At 47.6% G+C, this 17,161-nt stretch carries 17 protein-coding genes; 13 read left to right on the forward strand and 4 right to left on the reverse strand.

The features are described 5' to 3' along the window. Positions 1 to 246: 246 nt before the first annotated feature. The 7 genes from DUW71_RS08920 (at position 247) to DUW71_RS08950 (ending at position 8,464) form a co-directional block, all read left to right on the forward strand. The gene (locus tag DUW71_RS08920; RefSeq protein WP_119394898.1) at positions 247 to 1,926 is read left to right on the forward strand and encodes an IucA/IucC family protein; all 1,680 of its coding nucleotides are present in this window, start codon (positions 247 to 249) and stop codon (positions 1,924 to 1,926) included. After that, positions 1,923 to 3,494: an IucA/IucC family protein gene (locus DUW71_RS08925; RefSeq protein WP_119394899.1), complete on the forward strand. Its 1,572-nt coding sequence runs from the start codon at positions 1,923 to 1,925 to the stop codon at positions 3,492 to 3,494. The genes DUW71_RS08920 and DUW71_RS08925 overlap by 4 nt, the downstream gene beginning before the upstream one ends. After that, complete coding sequence (locus DUW71_RS08930) at positions 3,491 to 4,639, forward strand: MFS transporter (RefSeq protein WP_119394900.1); 1,149 nt, start codon at positions 3,491 to 3,493, stop codon at positions 4,637 to 4,639. Before DUW71_RS08925 ends, DUW71_RS08930 begins: the two co-directional genes overlap by 4 nt. Positions 4,640 to 4,713: 74 nt before the next feature. Further along, on the forward strand, positions 4,714 to 5,601 hold the full coding sequence (locus DUW71_RS08935; protein ID WP_119394901.1) for a Fe(3+) dicitrate ABC transporter substrate-binding protein: 888 nt from the start codon (positions 4,714 to 4,716) through the stop codon (positions 5,599 to 5,601). Between the two features lie 4 nt (positions 5,602 to 5,605). Next, entirely contained in the window at positions 5,606 to 6,652 is a 1,047-nt protein-coding gene (locus DUW71_RS08940) for a FecCD family ABC transporter permease (protein WP_119394902.1), read from the forward strand. Next, positions 6,645 to 7,646, forward strand: a complete 1,002-nt coding sequence (locus DUW71_RS08945) for an iron chelate uptake ABC transporter family permease subunit (RefSeq protein ID WP_119394903.1) — start codon at positions 6,645 to 6,647, stop codon at positions 7,644 to 7,646. Before DUW71_RS08940 ends, DUW71_RS08945 begins: the two co-directional genes overlap by 8 nt. 5 nt (positions 7,647 to 7,651) lie before the next feature. Continuing rightward, entirely contained in the window at positions 7,652 to 8,464 is an 813-nt protein-coding gene (locus DUW71_RS08950) for an ABC transporter ATP-binding protein (protein WP_119394904.1), read from the forward strand. 14 nt (positions 8,465 to 8,478) lie between these two features. Here the strand turns inward: DUW71_RS08950 and DUW71_RS08955 are convergent, their stop codons facing one another. After that, the gene (locus DUW71_RS08955) at positions 8,479 to 10,110 is read right to left on the reverse strand and encodes a DUF3592 domain-containing protein (protein ID WP_119394905.1); all 1,632 of its coding nucleotides are present in this window, start codon (positions 10,108 to 10,110) and stop codon (positions 8,479 to 8,481) included. Between the two features lie 250 nt (positions 10,111 to 10,360). Then, a complete protein-coding gene (locus DUW71_RS08960; RefSeq protein WP_119394906.1) occupies positions 10,361 to 12,049 on the reverse strand; it encodes a serine hydrolase domain-containing protein in 1,689 nt (562 codons plus the stop codon). Between the two features lie 126 nt (positions 12,050 to 12,175). Here DUW71_RS08960 and DUW71_RS08965 point away from each other — a divergent pair, with 126 nt between their 5' ends. Next, a complete protein-coding gene (locus DUW71_RS08965; protein WP_119394907.1) occupies positions 12,176 to 12,391 on the forward strand; it encodes a DUF7661 family protein in 216 nt (71 codons plus the stop codon). Here DUW71_RS08965 and DUW71_RS08970 read toward each other — a convergent pair. Then, a complete protein-coding gene (locus DUW71_RS08970; RefSeq protein ID WP_119394908.1) occupies positions 12,380 to 13,255 on the reverse strand; it encodes a LysR family transcriptional regulator in 876 nt (291 codons plus the stop codon). The two genes, DUW71_RS08965 and DUW71_RS08970, sit on opposite strands and share 12 nt — an antisense overlap. A 123-nt stretch (positions 13,256 to 13,378) precedes the next feature. On the opposite strand from DUW71_RS08970, the gene DUW71_RS08975 reads away from it, so the two are divergent. The 3 genes from DUW71_RS08975 to map all read left to right on the forward strand — a co-directional run bounded on the left by DUW71_RS08975 (position 13,379) and on the right by map (position 14,914). After that, positions 13,379 to 13,846 (forward strand): carboxymuconolactone decarboxylase family protein, encoded by a 468-nt coding sequence (locus DUW71_RS08975; RefSeq protein ID WP_119394909.1) that lies wholly within the window; start codon positions 13,379 to 13,381, stop codon positions 13,844 to 13,846. A gap of 80 nt (positions 13,847 to 13,926) precedes the next feature. Further along, complete coding sequence (locus DUW71_RS08980) at positions 13,927 to 14,154, forward strand: ParD-like family protein (protein ID WP_119394910.1); 228 nt, start codon at positions 13,927 to 13,929, stop codon at positions 14,152 to 14,154. Further along, positions 14,135 to 14,914, forward strand: a complete 780-nt coding sequence (map, locus tag DUW71_RS08985) for a type I methionyl aminopeptidase (RefSeq protein WP_119394911.1) — start codon at positions 14,135 to 14,137, stop codon at positions 14,912 to 14,914. The genes DUW71_RS08980 and map overlap by 20 nt, the downstream gene beginning before the upstream one ends. A 175-nt stretch (positions 14,915 to 15,089) precedes the next feature. Here the strand turns inward: map and DUW71_RS08990 are convergent, their stop codons facing one another. Beyond that, complete coding sequence (locus DUW71_RS08990) at positions 15,090 to 15,371, reverse strand: DUF1330 domain-containing protein (protein ID WP_119394912.1); 282 nt, start codon at positions 15,369 to 15,371, stop codon at positions 15,090 to 15,092. Positions 15,372 to 15,470: 99 nt separating this feature from the next. On the opposite strand from DUW71_RS08990, the gene DUW71_RS08995 reads away from it, so the two are divergent. Further along, the gene (locus tag DUW71_RS08995) at positions 15,471 to 16,391 is read left to right on the forward strand and encodes a LysR family transcriptional regulator (protein WP_119394913.1); all 921 of its coding nucleotides are present in this window, start codon (positions 15,471 to 15,473) and stop codon (positions 16,389 to 16,391) included. Positions 16,392 to 16,788: 397 nt separating this feature from the next. Beyond that, positions 16,789 to 17,076 carry a hypothetical protein gene (locus DUW71_RS09000; protein WP_119394914.1) on the forward strand — a complete coding sequence of 96 codons (288 nt, stop codon included), beginning with the start codon at positions 16,789 to 16,791 and terminating at the stop codon, positions 17,074 to 17,076. Positions 17,077 to 17,161 lie beyond the last annotated feature (85 nt).

A 17,161-nucleotide genomic window follows, 5' to 3' on the forward strand; every position in this document is an offset into this window, starting at 1 on the left:
GGTGGAGTCTTGCACTAGTTTCTCAGGTAATTAGCAGGAGAGTTTTAACTACGTTAAAAATAGTCTAGTTCATTGCGAAAGTGAGTCTAATAACAGTAAGAGAGCTAGATAAAACCAATGTGGACACACAAAAACGTTAGGTAGCCAAAAAGGTAAGCTTGTCGACTACAGTGACCATTCGTCTCTATCTTATTGGAATGATAACAATTATTATTACGATTCGCACAAATTAAGTTGGAGACTGCCATGAAATTTGTTGCGAATACCGCCGAACGCTTTGGGATTGAAGCGCTTTTAAACTGCTACATACGCGAATTCGCCTTGCCTAATGAGCAAATTCAATTTACCCCAGTTTTAGGTGGGTTCAGAGTAAACCTACCACCTTTGAGTTTTAGTTTTACCGTTAGTCATCCTGCGCCACTGGGTAACTATCAATACCTGTCGGGCCCTGCATTAAATGGTGAACTTCTTAACCTAGCGCAGCTTGCTGAACAGCTATTTGCATCGGTACAGACTCAGCACAATGAAGATTACACAGAGTTACTTGAGCAAGTGATCGCAAGTCAGCAATGCATGGACACCTTGCTACAAAATTCACAGCCGCTAGACATGTTGCCGCAAAAGGATGCTTTTCTGATTAGCGAACAGCAGCTGAAGGTTGGCCATCGCTTTCACCCAACACCAAAAGCACGTGTTGGCATGAGCGAACAAGATTGGCTGCAATTCAGCCCAGAGTTAGGACAAAAGTTTTGCTGGCATGCTTTTGCAATTAGCCCTGACCTCTACGATGGCAATGATCAAATTCAGGACTTTATCAAACAGCAATGGATGCCAGAATTAGCCGATGAAGCAAAGCCAGTATTGCCCGTTCACCCTTGGCAAGCAGAGTTTTTGCTATCGCAACCAGAAGTTAAAGAGTTATTAGAACAAGGCAAACTCAGCTATCTAGGTGCTTGTGGGACGGAGCTTTACGCCACTTCTAGTTTACGCAGCTGTTACGCGCCAGAGTTAGATTACTTCTGCAAGGGTTCGCTACACGTGCGGTTAACTAACTGCTTGCGTAAAAACGCACGCTATGAGCTTGAAACAGCCAAAATTCTAAGCACTGAACTAAAAGACATAGAGCAGCAGCTAGGGCTATCTGATTTTGAGCTAATCAGCGAACCAGACTTTCAGTCAGTACTAAGTGATGAAAAAATTCTGTCAGAAGGATTTGCACTGATTCTTCGCGACAATCTATTTAAAAAAGAAAGCCCGCGTAGCGCTATGGCTGGCGCGTTATTTGCCCCGCAACCAGAGCACAAGCCGCTTGTTCATGGTGAATTGCTGCGCGCATACAATCATCAGGTTAGCGTCAACGACATCGAAAACTGGTTTGAACGCTATGCCGAATTGATTATTACGCCAACGTTGAAACTGTACTTCGAGCATGGTGTGGTATTAGAACCACACTTACAAAACTGCGTGATCGAGCTTACAGACGGCAAACCAAGCAAATTCCTTTACCGCGATTTGGAAGGTACCAAATTAGTCGCCGAGCTTTGGCCAACATTGCCAAAAATGTCTGACGAAGCACAACAAGCTGTCGTGTATAGCCAAGAAAAAGGCTGGAACCGGATCAACTACTGCTTATGGCTGAATCACTTTAGTGAAGCCATTGCTGCACTAGCCAATGGTAATGGTCAAATAGAAAGCCGCTTATGGGATGTTGTGGCGAACACCCTTGCTCGCTACGCCCAGCAAAACCCAATTGGGCGCGACACCGTCAAACAGCTACTGCGCCAATCAACACTACCGAATAAAGCGAACTTACTGGTGCGCTTTTTACGCCAAGCTGATAAGCAGGCGCAATATATTCAAATTAATAACCCAATTGCGCTGGCCTATGCTCGCCAACAAGTACTCACTAAGGTAGCCGTTGCATGAGCTTTGCCAAACCGTTAGAACAACAAGCGATGAGCCGGGTTTTATTGAACTTGGCTCGCGAACAGCTAATCACCTTAGATTACTGTGAAGATGGTGCCTGGATGCAGCATCAACAAAGCAAACATTGGCTCGCTGGTACGACAAAAAGCGCTTTGCTTGAGCCAAATACCAGTGCTGTGCAGTGGCCTAAGTCACTTAATAGCCTAAGCAAGCTGTTAGAGTCGGTGAATCTGCAAAACAGCGAGATTGGCCAAGCGATTATCGACAATTATCGCGTTAATCAACGCGTCGAAGCCTTTCGAGCGCAGCTGCCGTTGCTTGATTGGTGCACTTTATGGCAAGACTTTGGCCACAGCATGACAGCACATGTCGAACAACTAGGTGCTGATGGTCATCCATCACACCCGGTAGAAAGGCTTAAAATTGGCTGGTCTGAGCAGCAAGAACAAGCCTGGAGCGCTGAATATAATAGTCAGTATCAACTGCCCATTTATGCCATCGCCAAAAGCCATGCCCAATTAGCTGCACCCAATGCTCAGTACTTCAGGCAATGCTTTGCGCATGTTTATCTTCAGTGGCAAAACCATCTAGCTGAGCAAGGCATAAACCCAGACGAATATATGCCACTTCCTGTGCATCCTGGACAGGTAGAAATAGCAAACCAGGCAGAGGGCGTTATCGAAACTACCGCTAGCATTACTGTTCGCCCAGGCATTAGCCAGCGCAGCGTTTATTGCACTGAGCAAATGACCATGGTGAAAGTGCCAATGGATGTGCGTACCACCAGCGCTATGCGCCATCTATCAACTCGCTCTTGCCATGTTGGACCAGCGCTTAGCCAGTGGTTAAAAGACTATTCCGGCCTGCAGGCGCATCAAAACTTTTGCGTGTTGGGTGAATACGACGGCATGTACCACCAAGACTGGCAAGCCAGGCTGTCCGTGCTGTATCGGCAAAGCCCATTAGAATTTTGCACCGCCAATGAAACTGCAATTTGTACGGCCGCATTTTTAGCAAATCGTCGCGGACCTAGCTTAGCGAAGCAGTTATTAGGAGACTGTTTAAGCAAGTTTAAGCAATACTGCGAGTTGGTGATTACGCCCGCGCTGGAGCTTTTTTTACAAACAGGCCTTGCACTGGAAGCGCATCAACAAAACTCTTTGTTGCGCATTAACCAAGCAGGGCAAGTGACTGGCTTTATGGTGAGAGACTTCGGCGCACCAAGAATTAGCCAAGCCGATACTCACCATATTGATATCGACTGGCAGATTGCCAAGAGTTTAGTTGTAGCAGACCGAGCAACTGCAAGAGCCAAGTTAGTGCACGCTCTACTGCTTTGTCATATTGCCGAGTTGATCGAGCAACTTGGCGACACACAGGCAAGGTGGACAATTGTTAAAGAGGTCATTAGACGAACCATCTCCAATAGTCAGCTTGAAGATGACGCCAAAGAAGCAGAAATCCAAGGTTTTTGCCAACAACCCTGGCAGGTGAAAGCATTGTTATCCATGTGGGGTAAAAGTGACTACCAATATTGCCAAATTAGTAATCCAATGGAGCAACTATGAACCACCGCCTGCTCGCCGTACTGTGTATTACCCAAGCGCTGGCAATTTTATTAACCGAGAGCATTGCGCCTTTTTGGCCAATTTTGCTCGACCAATTCGGCGGGGGTGAAGTTGCCTTATTATTAGTTTTTTGGCTGCCATTAGTATTTGGCATGCTATCGGCTCCACTTTGGGGGTTGATAGCAGATCGCTTTGGCCATCGAGCGATGATTATTCGTTCGTTAATCGCTCTAGCCAGTATTCAACTGCTATTGGCCTTTGCTAGCGAGCTTTGGCATATATTGGCGCTCCGAGCAGGGCAGGGCTTCTTCGCTGGTTCTATTGCGGCAATTTCGGGTTATTGGTTATTACATAACAACGCAGCCAAGCAAGGGTTGAGTTGGCTGCAAAGTGCCACGGCGCTTGGCGCGCTGATTGGCCCAACGGCTGCTGGCATCTGGTTAGCCAAATTTTCGCCTCAGTCACTATTTATGGCCAATGCCCTAATTGGCTTTAGTTTGTTAATACTGGCTTTTGGGCTGCCAAAACAACCAGCACAGGTTAAAAGCAAGCCAACGGACAGCGCTGCGCCAGCCAAAACATCGATGACACAGCTAATCGCGCTATTGCTGGCCTCGGTATTACTATTGACTGCCGCCAAGAAGATCTCTGCACCCATACTGGCCGACTTTGTTCTGCAAGCTGGGCTTGCCCAGGTGCACATAGGTTGGCTATACGCCTTACCGGCCTTTGCCACCTTCTTATCAGCCCCTTGGATCAATAAGCTGCAAATAGGCGACGACTACTTATGGCTAGGTTGTGTCGCAATCGTTGCTTCCCTAATCATGCTACTGCATAGCCAAGCTCAACAATTGTGGTCAATCAGCTTGCTTCGTTTCGCTTTGGGTTGCTGTTTTGCCGCACTGCTACCTCAGCTTAAATTATTAACTCGCCAGCAATATCAGCTAGTGGGTCAATCGATGGGACGTTTCACCATGGCCGTAAAGCTTGGTGCCATGCTTGGTTCTGGCCTCAGTATCAGCGCTTTAGCATTGGTCTCAGCAGCTGCCGGTTTTGTTAGTGCTAGCGCCATTTTGTTGTTATGCGGCATTTGCTGCTTGCTCGCCCGAGTATGCTCTATTTCACAATCGAAACAATCTTGTTGATTTTATTTCTCATTTACATTTGCAATAAAAGGAAAATTGTTGATAATGCGAACGGTTATCAAAAAGGATATAACATGCTTAAACGTACTCTTTTCCTAATGGCGGCTTTATTAGTCACCACTCTTTCTTTTGGTCAGATTTCTGTTCAAGATGAACTTGGTACGCTTGAACTAGATAGCGTTCCAGAACGCGTTGTGGCACTTGAGTTCTCATTTGTTGATGCGCTTGCCAACCTTGATATTGCCCCGATTGGTGTTGCCGATGATGGCGATAAAACGCGCGTGATTGAGCAAATTCGTGCCCGTATTGGTGACGAATGGGTATCACTAGGTTCACGCTCGCAGCCAAGTCTGGAAGTCATCGCTTCTTTGAATCCTGACCTAATTATCGCTGACCGTGAGCGCCACGAAGCCATTTATGAAGACCTAAAGCGCATTGCGCCAACGCTAATTCTTAAAAGCCGTGGTGAAACTTACGAAGACAACCTAAAAGCAGTAGTTAAGGTTGCAGCAGCGTTTGACCGCGCTGATGAAATGGAAAAGAAAGTCGCCGAGCATGGTGCAAAAATGGACCAGTTTGCCGCACAAATCGACTCTGATGCGTCAGTGATGTTTGCTGTATCAAGTGCTCGTGGTGTAACCATGCACACGCCAAAAGCCTATGCTGGTGGTGTGGTAAACCGTCTTGGTTTGCGCTCACCAGTACCAGAGGAAACAGAAGACGCATACGTTCGTACTACCATTGAGCGCTTAGTGAAAGTTAACCCAGATTACTTCTTGGTGGGCGAATACGGCGATGAGACTGTGATCGATACGTTTAAAGAAAACAGCCTTTGGAACGTAATGAATGCAGTGAAAAATGATCGCTATGTCGAAACGGATCCGCGCCTATGGTCACTAAACCGCGGCATGATTGCTGCTGAGATTATGGCCGAAGAAATCATCGCTCTACTAGAAGAGTAAACCGATGACTCGTGTCGCAACCTATTCAACGCCAGCCCAGACGATGGGCTGGCGTTTGTTTATTGCCATAACCTGTGGCCTGTTAATGCTGCTTTTTGGTATTGGCTGGTCGCTATTTGTAGCCTCTGAATTTGAAATGGGCTGGGTGGATGTGGCGCATTTTATTTTGGGGCAAGACGGTGAAATGATTCACCAACACATCATCAAAGAAACTCGGCTACCACGGGCGCTAAGCGCAGCTGGTGTTGGCGCGGCATTGGCGCTTGCTGGCTTACTGATGCAAGCGCTAACACGCAACCCTTTGGCTTCCCCATCAATTTTTGGCGTGAGTGCAGGGGCCGCCTTCGCATTTGCCTTCGCCGCAACCGGGCTTATTCCTTGGTTCTCGGCGCTACCTATTTTGGCAACCACCTTTATTGGCGCCTGTATCGCCGGTGTCGCGGTCTTCTTTTTGGCTGGCCTGTATCAACAAAACGTCAATCCAATTCGGGTGGTATTAGCCGGTATCGCGCTGAACTACTTATTTATTTCATTGACCCGAGCGGCTGTGATCTTTGCTGACGAGCATGCTTATGGCGTTCTGCATTGGCTAACTGGCTCGGTTGGTAATGTAAACTGGTCGCATGTCAATACACTCTGGCCGGCATTACTCGTTGGCTTTGTACTGAGTGTTTATCTCAGTTTCCAGCTAAACCTCTTAGCCTTGGGCGAGTCGATGATGAAAAGCCTGGGTGGCAGCCTCTGGTGGGTGCGAACATTGGCTGCTTTCACAATCGTTTTATTGATTGCCGCGTCGGTGTCTGTTGCTGGTCCTCTGGCGTTTATTGGCTTAGTCATTCCTCATATCTGCCGGGCATTTATTGGCACAGATATTCGCCTGTTGGTGCCGACGGTGGCGATTTTTGGCGCCAATTTATTGGTTTATGCCGATGCCCTTGCGCAATTATATGGCCCAGGCCGTGAAAACCCTGTTGGTATTATTACCAGCCTATTTGGTGCTTTGTTTTTCTTGGCTTTGGTTCGCTGGCAAGTAAGGAAAGCTTATGTTTAGCCAATCACTTAGGCAGTCAAACAAATCAATTTATATTGGTCTTATATTTCTTGCACTGTGGATGTTTTTTGCGGTGTGGCATGTGAGCGCTGGTGCTGTGGCGATTCCTTGGCGTGAAGTACTCAGCAATGTAGTGGGCTATAGCGATGAGCATGAGTTTATTATCATGGGCTACCGTTTGCCTCGCATGCTCATTGCCAGTTTAGTGGGTGCTAGCTTGGCGCTATCTGGGTTATTAGTTCAGGGCGTTATACGCAATCCGCTCGCCTCACCCGATGTGTTAGGTGTGACAGCCGGCGCTAGCTTAGCGGTGGTGTTTGTGAATGCCATGCTGCCCGATATCGCTGTCGTTTGGTTTCCTGTTATTGCTTTAATTGGTGGCGGTATTAGTACAGTGCTGTTGCTGTCAATCGCTAAACCTGTGCTGCACCACCCGGCCGCCTTGGCGCTAATAGGCATTGCCCTAGCAGCTGTGATGAGCGCTGGCATCGACTACTTCTTAATTAGCCGGCCAATGGAGATTAACTTATCGCTTATTTGGATGACCGGTTCAGTCTGGGGTCGTAACTGGTCGCACTTGCCTATTCTGTTGAGCTTCTTTGCCGTTTTATTACCTTGCGCTATTTGGCTAGCCTATCGGCTTGATCTACTAAGCCTAGGGGATCAAACAGCCCATGGCATTGGCGTTGACGTGCAGCGCCTGCGAATCGTTACGCTGCTAGTTGCTATTAGCCTCGCCTGTGTGGCGGTATCTGTGTGCGGCAATATTGGTTTTATTGGCCTGATTGCCCCTCATGCGGCGCGCTTCTTATTTGGTAATCGTCACATAGCGCTGATTCCATTGGCCATGTTAATTGGTGCGGTTTTGCTGCTGAGTGCCGACCTGTTTGCCCGAATTTTAATGCCACCCATTGAGTTACCGGCCGGTATTCTCACCGCGCTAATTGGTGCGCCTTATTTCATCTTTTTACTTAGTCGATACAAACATTGGTGATGCAAATGGAAAGGTTACCTACTGCTATTACAATTTCTGACTTGGCAACTGGCTATGGCAATAAACAAATTTTGTCGGGCATTAACTGCCAAATTAAAAAAGGCCATCTCACCGCGCTTATTGGCGCCAACGGCTGCGGCAAATCGACTTTGCTGAAAAGCATCAATGCTAGTTTGCCCTATCAACAGGGTGAGATCTGTTTAGCGGATGGTACCTTGACTAAAAGCCTACCAAACAAGGTTTTGGCGCAAAAACTTTCGATGCTGCCACAAACTCCCATTTCACCCGAGGGTGTTTCAGTTAGGCAATTAGTCGGCTACGGCCGCGCACCATACCTAAACTTTTTGGGCCAGATGAGTAGCAAAGATCATCAGCTGGTCGAACAAGCACTAGCACAAGCAGATGTCACCGATTTAGCCGACAAGCCAATTGCCTCGCTTTCTGGCGGCCAGCGCCAGCGCGCTTGGATAGCCATGGTGTTAGCGCAAAATACCGACATTATTTTGCTTGACGAACCAACGACGTATCTAGATGTTGCACACCAATTTGAACTACTGGAATTGTTAGAGGACTTGGTTCATCAGCAAGGCAAAACCATTGTTGTGGTTTTACACGACCTGCACCACGCTTGCCGCTACGCTGACGAGCTGATTATTGTTAGCGACGGCGGTATATATGATCAGGGCGCACCAAAGAAAGTGTTTACCGAAACCATGCTTCGCCAGGTGTTTGGCTTAGATGCGCAGATCATTGCCGATCCACAAACTGGCACGCCACTGGCCATTCCGCGCAAACACAAACTGAAGCAGGTGGCGTAACCGGCCACCTCGGCTTATTCGCCAGTGACAACATTTATCAGTTTCTGGCGCATAAACTCGGCAGCTTTCGCCGATTCAAAGTTTCCGCCAATATCTAGCGCCTCACCATGATTTAAAATTAGCCGCAGGCTAAACTTTGCCTTGTGAGCCACGCCATTGGTTGAGCCACGACTCTCTTCAAACCATTCAATTTTTGGCAGCCCGGATGCATTAAATACGTGGCGTTTTTTTAGTTTATTGAACGAGTAGACTTCTACCTCAAGCCGGTCAGCTTCGGCACGAACTTTCCAGTTACGCCCTTTAATGGCAGTGCCGATACCCGCAAAAACTAAACCAACTAAAACAAACAGCCAAGGCATTATCGCGCCCGATGACAGCACAATCGCTAGCCCAATCATAGCGAACACTAATCCAAAGGCAGTAAAGATTAACCCGGTGTTGTCGCTCTTACTGTGCCAAGATATTTGCTGGCCATCGCTAACCAGGTCTACTTGCTGGGCTGCACTTGTTATATCTGCTTCAGTTAGCGGCGCTTCTCGCAACTCATCAGCAACTGTTTGGCTCGCCTCGGTTTTGTGCGCTGGCACAACATAATCTCGATTAAAGTTAGGCCCTTTGCGTGTGCACCTAACTTGTAATTGCCAAAAATAGTGGTTGGCGGACTCAGGCTCACTTTCAGGAAGGTGCGCCGGCAATTCGAAGTTAAAACTTACCCGGCTGTACATGCCGATTGGTTCAACCTTTGCACGTTGCCATTTAGACCATTGCTCGGTAATCGATTCTTCGGTTTTATTGCTACTGCGACGCGTTGTTTTTTTAAGGCAACGCAGTGTTGCGGCGTACTGTTCACCGGTGATTGGCGCACCTGGTAAATCTAAATGCCCTTTGAGGTCGCCACCGATTACCCCCACATCATTGTTGAGCTGCAATGGCACCGTTTGATAAACCTGCCAAGCGCGCTGCTTAGCGTAATAAACTAACGCCAGAACGATTGCTGGACTGTAGGCGAGCAGCGCGAAAAACGTCTGCCACCAGCCGGCGAATAATAAAAAGCCACCGGGAATAGACCCCGCAACGGCGGCAATTAGGGCGGCACGCTTTAACAGCACAAGCTTTTGTTGTTCGTCCGAGACAAGCTGTTCGGGTTGAGCTTTTTTACGACCACTACCCATAATCAGCCAGCCGACGATAATAAAAACCGCCGAGAAGCTAGCCAGTGATATCATCAAACGCCACTGTGGTGAGCGATAAATAATTGATTGTGTTGGGCTTTGTGGATTGACCCAAACGGTAAGCTGATTGCCAAAATCAGCTCGCAGATCATAGAGCCGCTGATAAGCCTTATCACTGTTTGTGCTAGAAAACTCGGAAATATTCAGCCGATTCCCCCAATAAGATTGCCCACCATATTGGTACTGGTACTCGACTTTGGCACTGTAGTAGGTTTGCCAGTTGCCATCACTATCACGCGACTGATGACTATCGACTGATGTGCTCGTCAGCTGCGCTGGCGCGCTGTGCCAAGTGAGCATGGCGATACTTTGGCCAATTGGGCGCACAACTAGCGCCAGCAAAATAACCAGCCCCGCCATTGCAAAAATACCGCCAAAAACTTTTAGCGACAGCGTGGATTTTCCTTGGCTCATGACTGGGCTCCTGTCAGTGGTTATAGCAACCCAGTAAATCGCGCCTTACCCATATGGTCAAGCGGTTAGTATGGTGCAGTTAGCGGTGCTGGGACTTGAAAACCAAGCTGACCAAAAGCCCTTCGAGGGACAGCCAATTTTGTTTGGTAGTTGAGCAAGTACTTAATCAACTCGTTTAAGGTGGGTGTCCAACTTAGTTATTTCCGTTCGAGTTCTCGGGGCAGCCACGCTGCCCAGTTGCCAACTGTTGTTAGGGCTGTTGTTTTTCTAATACAATGCCTCGAACCCGTTCAGTTTCTAGGGTTAGCGCGGTAATTGAACCACTCTCATCACGAATAATGTCGATATATTCCGAGCCCCATTTTGTTAGGATCTCATCATTCTTTTGAATGGCCTCAACAGTTAAACCAGCAGGGAAGTTAATCACCAGTTTTGTTGGGTCATCAGTGAGCTCAAGCTGATACGCTCCAAGCTCGGGGCTGAAATAAGTACCGACTAATTCTGGGTCAATCTGCTGAACTTCTCTAGCTCTGCGGTAAGAGGTGTCATCACCATTAAGACCACTAAACGAACGAGCACCACTAGACTTGGTCATCCTAAAGGTAATTTCATATGGCGAACCGGCGACCATAAAACTTATGGTACCGCGCTCTAGCTCACTAATTGGTGTTAAATACAGCTCATTGCCATCATGTTGTTTAATCGCTAGGCCTCGTTCGGTTTCAATAATTTCAATAAACCCACTGCCACCAAAGTATTGCCTCGAATAAGTGTAGATGCCGGTGAATCGGCCTAGATCTGTCAACTCGACTGCTTGTGCTGTGCTAGGCAACTCTGGAACTTCCGGCGCTGCGGCATCAAATGCTGCATGTTGAATTAGCATGCTGGCATAAGCCTGAGCGGGTATATTTGGGCTGGCATTAGTAAAGGCCACCGCGGCAATTTTTTGCTCAGGCAAATAAACTAGCCCAGCAGAATAGCCACTAAGATCACCACCATGTTGAATCCATAAGCTTTCATCAGCCATGACGCTGTAGGAAAGACCATAGCCGTATTGAGCAGCGGGTAGACGGGGAGCAGCGTGTGGAATGCTCATTAGTTTTGACACCGCCGCGGCACCAACTTTTCTGCTGTCAAAGTTATCTATCCACTTAGCTAAATCAGCAAGGGTGGTGACAACGCCGGTTGCGCCGTTAGCGGTCTCTTGAATTGTTTGGCTAGTAAAGTTGTTTTCAGAACTATGATCTAGCAGGTAAGCCGTAGCTTGCATAGGTAGCGTAAATTGTTCTGGCGTTGGGTAGCCAGTATTTTCCATCTCTAGCGGTACAAACACGTTTTCCTGCATCCAGCTTTCAAAGCTTTGTTCAGTGATGTTTTCAATGATTTCTGCCAGCAGCGTAAAGCCTGCGTTGGAATAGATATAGTCACTGCCGGGCGCAAAGTTGAGTGTTTGTTGGCGATAAATCATTGATAGCATTAGTTCGGTTGATGCTTCGGAATTGCCATCAGTGCCATGCATTCTTAGCAGTGTTGCATCATCACGAATCCCCGATGTATTCATCATTAACTGCTCAATGGTTACGTCATTGGCATAATCTGGCATTTCCGGCAGATAGTTGTGAATAGGGTCTTGAAGCGAAAGCTTGCCTTGTTCTTCTAACATCAAGATCGCAAAGGTGGTGAAGTGTTTGGACACTGAAGCAAGGTATAGCTGAGTATCAGCATCAAATGGTCTTTGTTCCTCGATGTCTGCCATACCAAAGAAGTGCTGATCAATAATTTTGCCATTATGGTAAACAGCATAGGCACCACCGGGCTGATCAACACCATAGGTCTGTGACAATTGTTGTTTAAACTCGCTTGTTGCCAGCTTTGGTGTGGTGCAGCCAACCAAGATCAACGACGAGAGTGCAAAAATCCATAGTTTACTAAATCTCATACAGGTCCTTTATTTTCATTGAATGCACTTCGGTTTTAGCAAGCCGGTCATAGCTTGTCAATCAAGACCGGATGATGGAATAATGGGTGAAAATCGCCTAAATACTAACAATTGGTAGGGAAAACGGTGAAATTCGATATCTATGGAAAGAAAGTTCTGCAAGTAATACGCAAGAACGGCGAGTGGCTGGCGTTTTATAGCGGTGATGGCATTAAGCGCAAAACCGACGATATTTATATTCCAGCGTCGATTGCTGAGAACGAACTAGAAGAATACATTGGTGATGTGTTTCATGAGTGGGCAACACACGACAACCACAGTATTGTGCGACTAACTGACTAAATGATCCAAAAACAAGCGAATCAGTGGGTTAGGGTAGTGGCTCGGTTTATACACCGCATAAACGCTACTTTGCCCGCCAAGGCTAGCCTGCCAATTCGGCAATACAGGCACCAGCTCTCCGCTGGTTAGGTAGCGCTCTACCATCCATTTTGACAACTGTGCTACCCCTAAACCCGCCAGTGCTGCTTCTAAAATAGCAGTGCCGCCTTTCGACATAAGGTTGCCTTTCACCAGTACTTTTTCAGTATGCTTGCCGTCACTAAAGTGCCAATAAATGCGCTGTCGGTCGCGGCTGAGCAGTAAACAGTTATGCTCCGACAACTCGGCAGGCGTACTAGGACTGCCATGCAGTGCAATGTATTCAGGGCTAGCGCACAGCAAGGTTTCATTGTGATTTAAGGTGCGCGCTTTTAGTGATGAATCGGCTGGTGTGCCGACCCTGATCGCAATATCGACGTTATCGCCGTATAAATCGACCACGCGGTTTTCGAGCTCAATTTGCACGCTTACCTTTGGGTGCTGGCGCAAAAATGAGCTGACCTTTGGCAGTACTTGCAGGCGGCCATAACTCTCGAACACCGAAATTCTAAGTTTACCTTCGGGCTCATTTGGCGAGTCACACAACTGCGCTTTTAACTGTTCGGTATCACTAACCAATTGTTGTGCCGCAGGCAAAAAAAGTTGCCCTTTGTCGGTTAGTGCCAGCTTGCGGGTACTGCGAACAAACAAGGTGCAAGCGAACTCGGCTTCTAGGCTATCAATCGCTCTTGCCACGCTCGATGGCGCAACTTGTAATGCCTGCGCAGCCTTTGAAAAACTGCCTAGTTCAATCACTTTTAAGAATACTTCGATTGTTGATAGCATGCCTGGCCTCGAAGGTCTGGTTTTGCGATTTAAGCAAAAAAGAAGCAGTTTGGTTTGGTATTCAGCGATATATTGCAAAGCAATAGTATGGGATTGTCAATTCAAAACCAATAGGGCAAGAGCATGTCTGCAACCAATATTTCTTTCGATCAAATTCCAGCACCAGTCATTGAGTGCATGATGTTTACCGAGCGTAAGGTCAATCAGCATCCAACATTAGACTACAAGTTACTCGAGCTAGTGCGGCTGTATGTTGCTCATCTAAACCAATGTGCTTACTGCGTTGATATGCACGTCAAAGAAGCACGCGCGGCAGGTGAAAGTGACGTTCGGCTAAACCTTGTACCACTCTGGCAAGAGACCAACTTGTTTAGCAGCAAAGAGCAGGCGATCTTTGCTTGGACCGAAGCCGTGACTCACGTTGCGGATACCGGCCTTGCTGAGTTTAAGTCACGTTTTGAACAGTTGAGCGAGCACTTAAGCCGAGATGAAATTGCCGAACTAAACTTAGCGATTAACCAGATCAACTCATGGACTCGTATCGCCAAACCTTTTGGCTTTGAGGCTGGCGGTTATGTTGTTCAAAGCTAGCCGCGTAGCAAGCGATTAGAAGAAGCGCTAGCAGATTTACTGCTGGCGCTTTTTTGTTTAGAACGCTTTAGCGGAAACCCATGGGCATTGTAAAAGTTTCAGATGAAGTTCATGAAGAGTTGCGTAAAACCAGCAAGGTGATGTCGCGCTCAATCAACTCGCAAGCCGAATTCTGGCTAAAAATTGGTCGCTTGGAAGAGCGCAACCCAGACAAAACATTCAATGAGCTGATCAAAGAGCAAATCGCGTTAGCCGATACGTTGGATTCAAACAAAGTGGAGGCCGACGATGTCACAAGTGGTAATTAAAACAGCAGAGCAAATTGAGCTGATGCGCATTGCTGGCCAACTGTTGGCAAGCGTGTTCGACCGCTTAGACGAGTTTGTTAAGCCTGGTATTTCAACCATGGCCGTTAATGACTTTGTTCATAAGCTGATTGTTGAAGAGCTTGAATCGCACCCAGCCAGCCTTGGCCAGTATGGCTACAAGTACGTGTTAAACATTTCGCCAAATAAGGTGGTTTGCCATGGCATGCCAGATGCCAAAACCATCATCAAAGACAGCGACATGTTTAACGTTGATATCACCTTAGAGAAAAACGGCTACATTGCTGATAGCTCGAAAATGTACCTAATGCCAAAAGCACCAAAAGAAGCGCACGAGTTAAGTTTGGTGACTTACCAAGCTATGTGGGAAGGCATTAAAAAGGTCAAACCTGGCGCTACGCTAGGCGATATCGGTTACGCCATTGCCCAACATGCCCGCCGTTTTGGCTACAGCGTGGTAAAAGAATACTGCGGCCACGGCATTGGCCAAGAAATGCACGAAGCACCCGAAGTGTTGCACTTTGGCTCACCCGGGAAAGGCGTTCGCCTACGCGAAGGCATGACCTTCACCATTGAACCTATGATCAACGAAGGCACCGCCCGCACCAAAGAACTTAAAGACAAATGGACTGTGGTCACCCGCGACGGCAAATTATCGGCCCAGTGGGAACACACCATAGCCGTAACCGCAGACGGTTATGAAGTTCTTACATTGCGTGGTGACGAGGTAGTGCCGGATTAACCGGCACGTCATCCCCCGAAGTTCCGACTCGTCATTCCCGGGTGGTTTTATTGGTCCGACACTCGGCGGGAATCTAGTTTGCCGTCATTCGGGCCTAGGTTCTTTGTGTCCTGCAACTAGACTCCCGCTAACTGCACGCGGGTGTGACGGCTGGCAACCTACATCCATCACAGCGTTACACCGCCTCGGTAACAACAAAGCGGCTATCCATTCCTTGCTCGCGTATACCTGCTAGCGCCTGGTATTCATCGCTGAAATACCATTCCTTTGCCACTTCTACCGAAGCAAACTCAATAACTGCTCGAATGGCAAACTCGGCGTCGCCATGCAGTGGCTCGGCGCCGCCTTTGGCGATAAATTTGCCGCCAAACTTTTCCAATGTTGGTGCAGCTTGTTGGCTGTATTGCGCTAACAACTCTGGGTTTTTCACATTACCTTCAACGATTACATAAGCCATTTTCTGGCCTCCTATCTGTGCCTGTGTTTTAGATAGACCCAGTGTATCGAGTGCACTAATATCAACAATAACCACTAAATAAACTGATTGTTTAAAAATATGAACGTTGTAAAGCTTGCTCCATTGCTACTTATTTTTGCCGAAGTCGCTAAGCAAAAGTCTTTTACTGGTGCGGCGAAAAAACTGGGGATGAGTAAGTCGGCGATCAGCCAGCAGATCAAACGCCTAGAAGAAATCGTCGAGATGCAACTGCTGGCACGTAACACGCGCGGTGTTGTGTTAACGAACAACGGCGAAGCCTTGTTATCGCGTAGTGAGCTAATCACAGAGCAGCTCCATAACCTTGTGCAAGATGTGCAGCACGTGAAAGAGCAGCCAAGTGGCTTATTCAGAATTTCGGTACCGCAGTTTTTTGAACGCAGCATTGTCGTGCCAGCGTTAAAGCAATTATGTTTGGAATTTCCCAAAATTCAGCCAGACGTCGACATTACTGGCAGGTGGCGTGATCTGATTGAGCACCAGTTAGATGCCGCAATCTTTGGTGGCGACCTAAAAGACTGTGGTTACAAGGCGCAGTCGATTGGCCGAGTGCATGATGTGTTTTGTGCGTCGAGCCGGTATCTGCAACAGCATGGTCAAATTACTCAGCTTAACGACATCCAGAACCACAAGTTTATAGCTACACCCTGGCAGAACGACCAAGCCACTCTATGGCAGGGCAGCGAGCAAATCGAAGTTGAGCTGCCGCAATCAGCTTTTACCAACAGCCTAAATACGCTTGTTGATATGGTAAGCCAAGACATGGGAGTGGGATTATTGCCTAACTTTGTCGCCAAGCAACGAGTTCAGCAGGGCAGTTTAGGAGTGGTGGTAAAAAATAATTTGGTACAGGTATTACCTGAACTACGTGGCCGAGATTGGCACTTTTACTTTTTGCATCGATACCAAGCGAACAAGCCAGCTCATGTAGCAAGGTTCTATGAGCTGGTTAGGCACTACTTTTTGGCTGTTACTAGTTAATGCGGGCTAAACCACTGTCTGCCTAGAATTGCTGACTCCCTCATCTCCAACCGCTAGCCTCGTTATCCCTGCAGTTTTTTAGCGGGGTCGGCCGGCCGCGGATCCAGTTTGCCTGCATACGGGTAAATTGACTTGGCGGCTAACATTTAATGCTGAGCTGGACACCCATCAATTTTCTGTGGCCCTGGGCGGTGGGTGTCCAAGTTAATCCAGTAGAAATTGACCATGTTGTACCTTATGCTGCCGGCTGCAGATAATTTAGTTGCAACATGTAGGGCGTGTAACCGTTGTAAAGGAAAAAGGAGTTAGGCGCAGAGTGGTCTGCTCCCAACCGGTATGAACATTATGGTGCTTCAGACACTTATGCATATAACGACTGGTAGTTTAGGAGGCGATTTTGGACGATAATCCAAAACTAGTAAGTGGAATGATAGCCTCCTTGGAAAGTGCTCCAATGGGGAAGTACGATACGCTGTGGGTAAGCGTTTCCCCGCATATGTCTACTGAAAAAACTGCACATGGAGTTGAGTTTTTGGCTCGTTGGGTGTGCTGGAGCGTCTGTTTTCAAGGAAAGGAAGTTGTACCGCCAGAGTTTTCTATAGTAGGTGAAAAGATTACAGCGGAATACCTTAAACATGATTTGCCAAAGTGGCTCTTCGCATTTAAGGGTGTAGCTGAGTTTTAAAACCTCCTGACTCCAACAGGCACCGAGCTATGTAGTTGGTTACATTCCTAAAGCCCAGAGCTGTGCCACGTAAGTGTTCGAGTCG

It is taken from the genome of Salinibius halmophilus (assembly GCF_003577475.1).
In the GTDB taxonomy this organism is placed as follows: domain Bacteria; phylum Pseudomonadota; class Gammaproteobacteria; order Pseudomonadales; family Natronospirillaceae; genus Salinibius; species Salinibius halmophilus.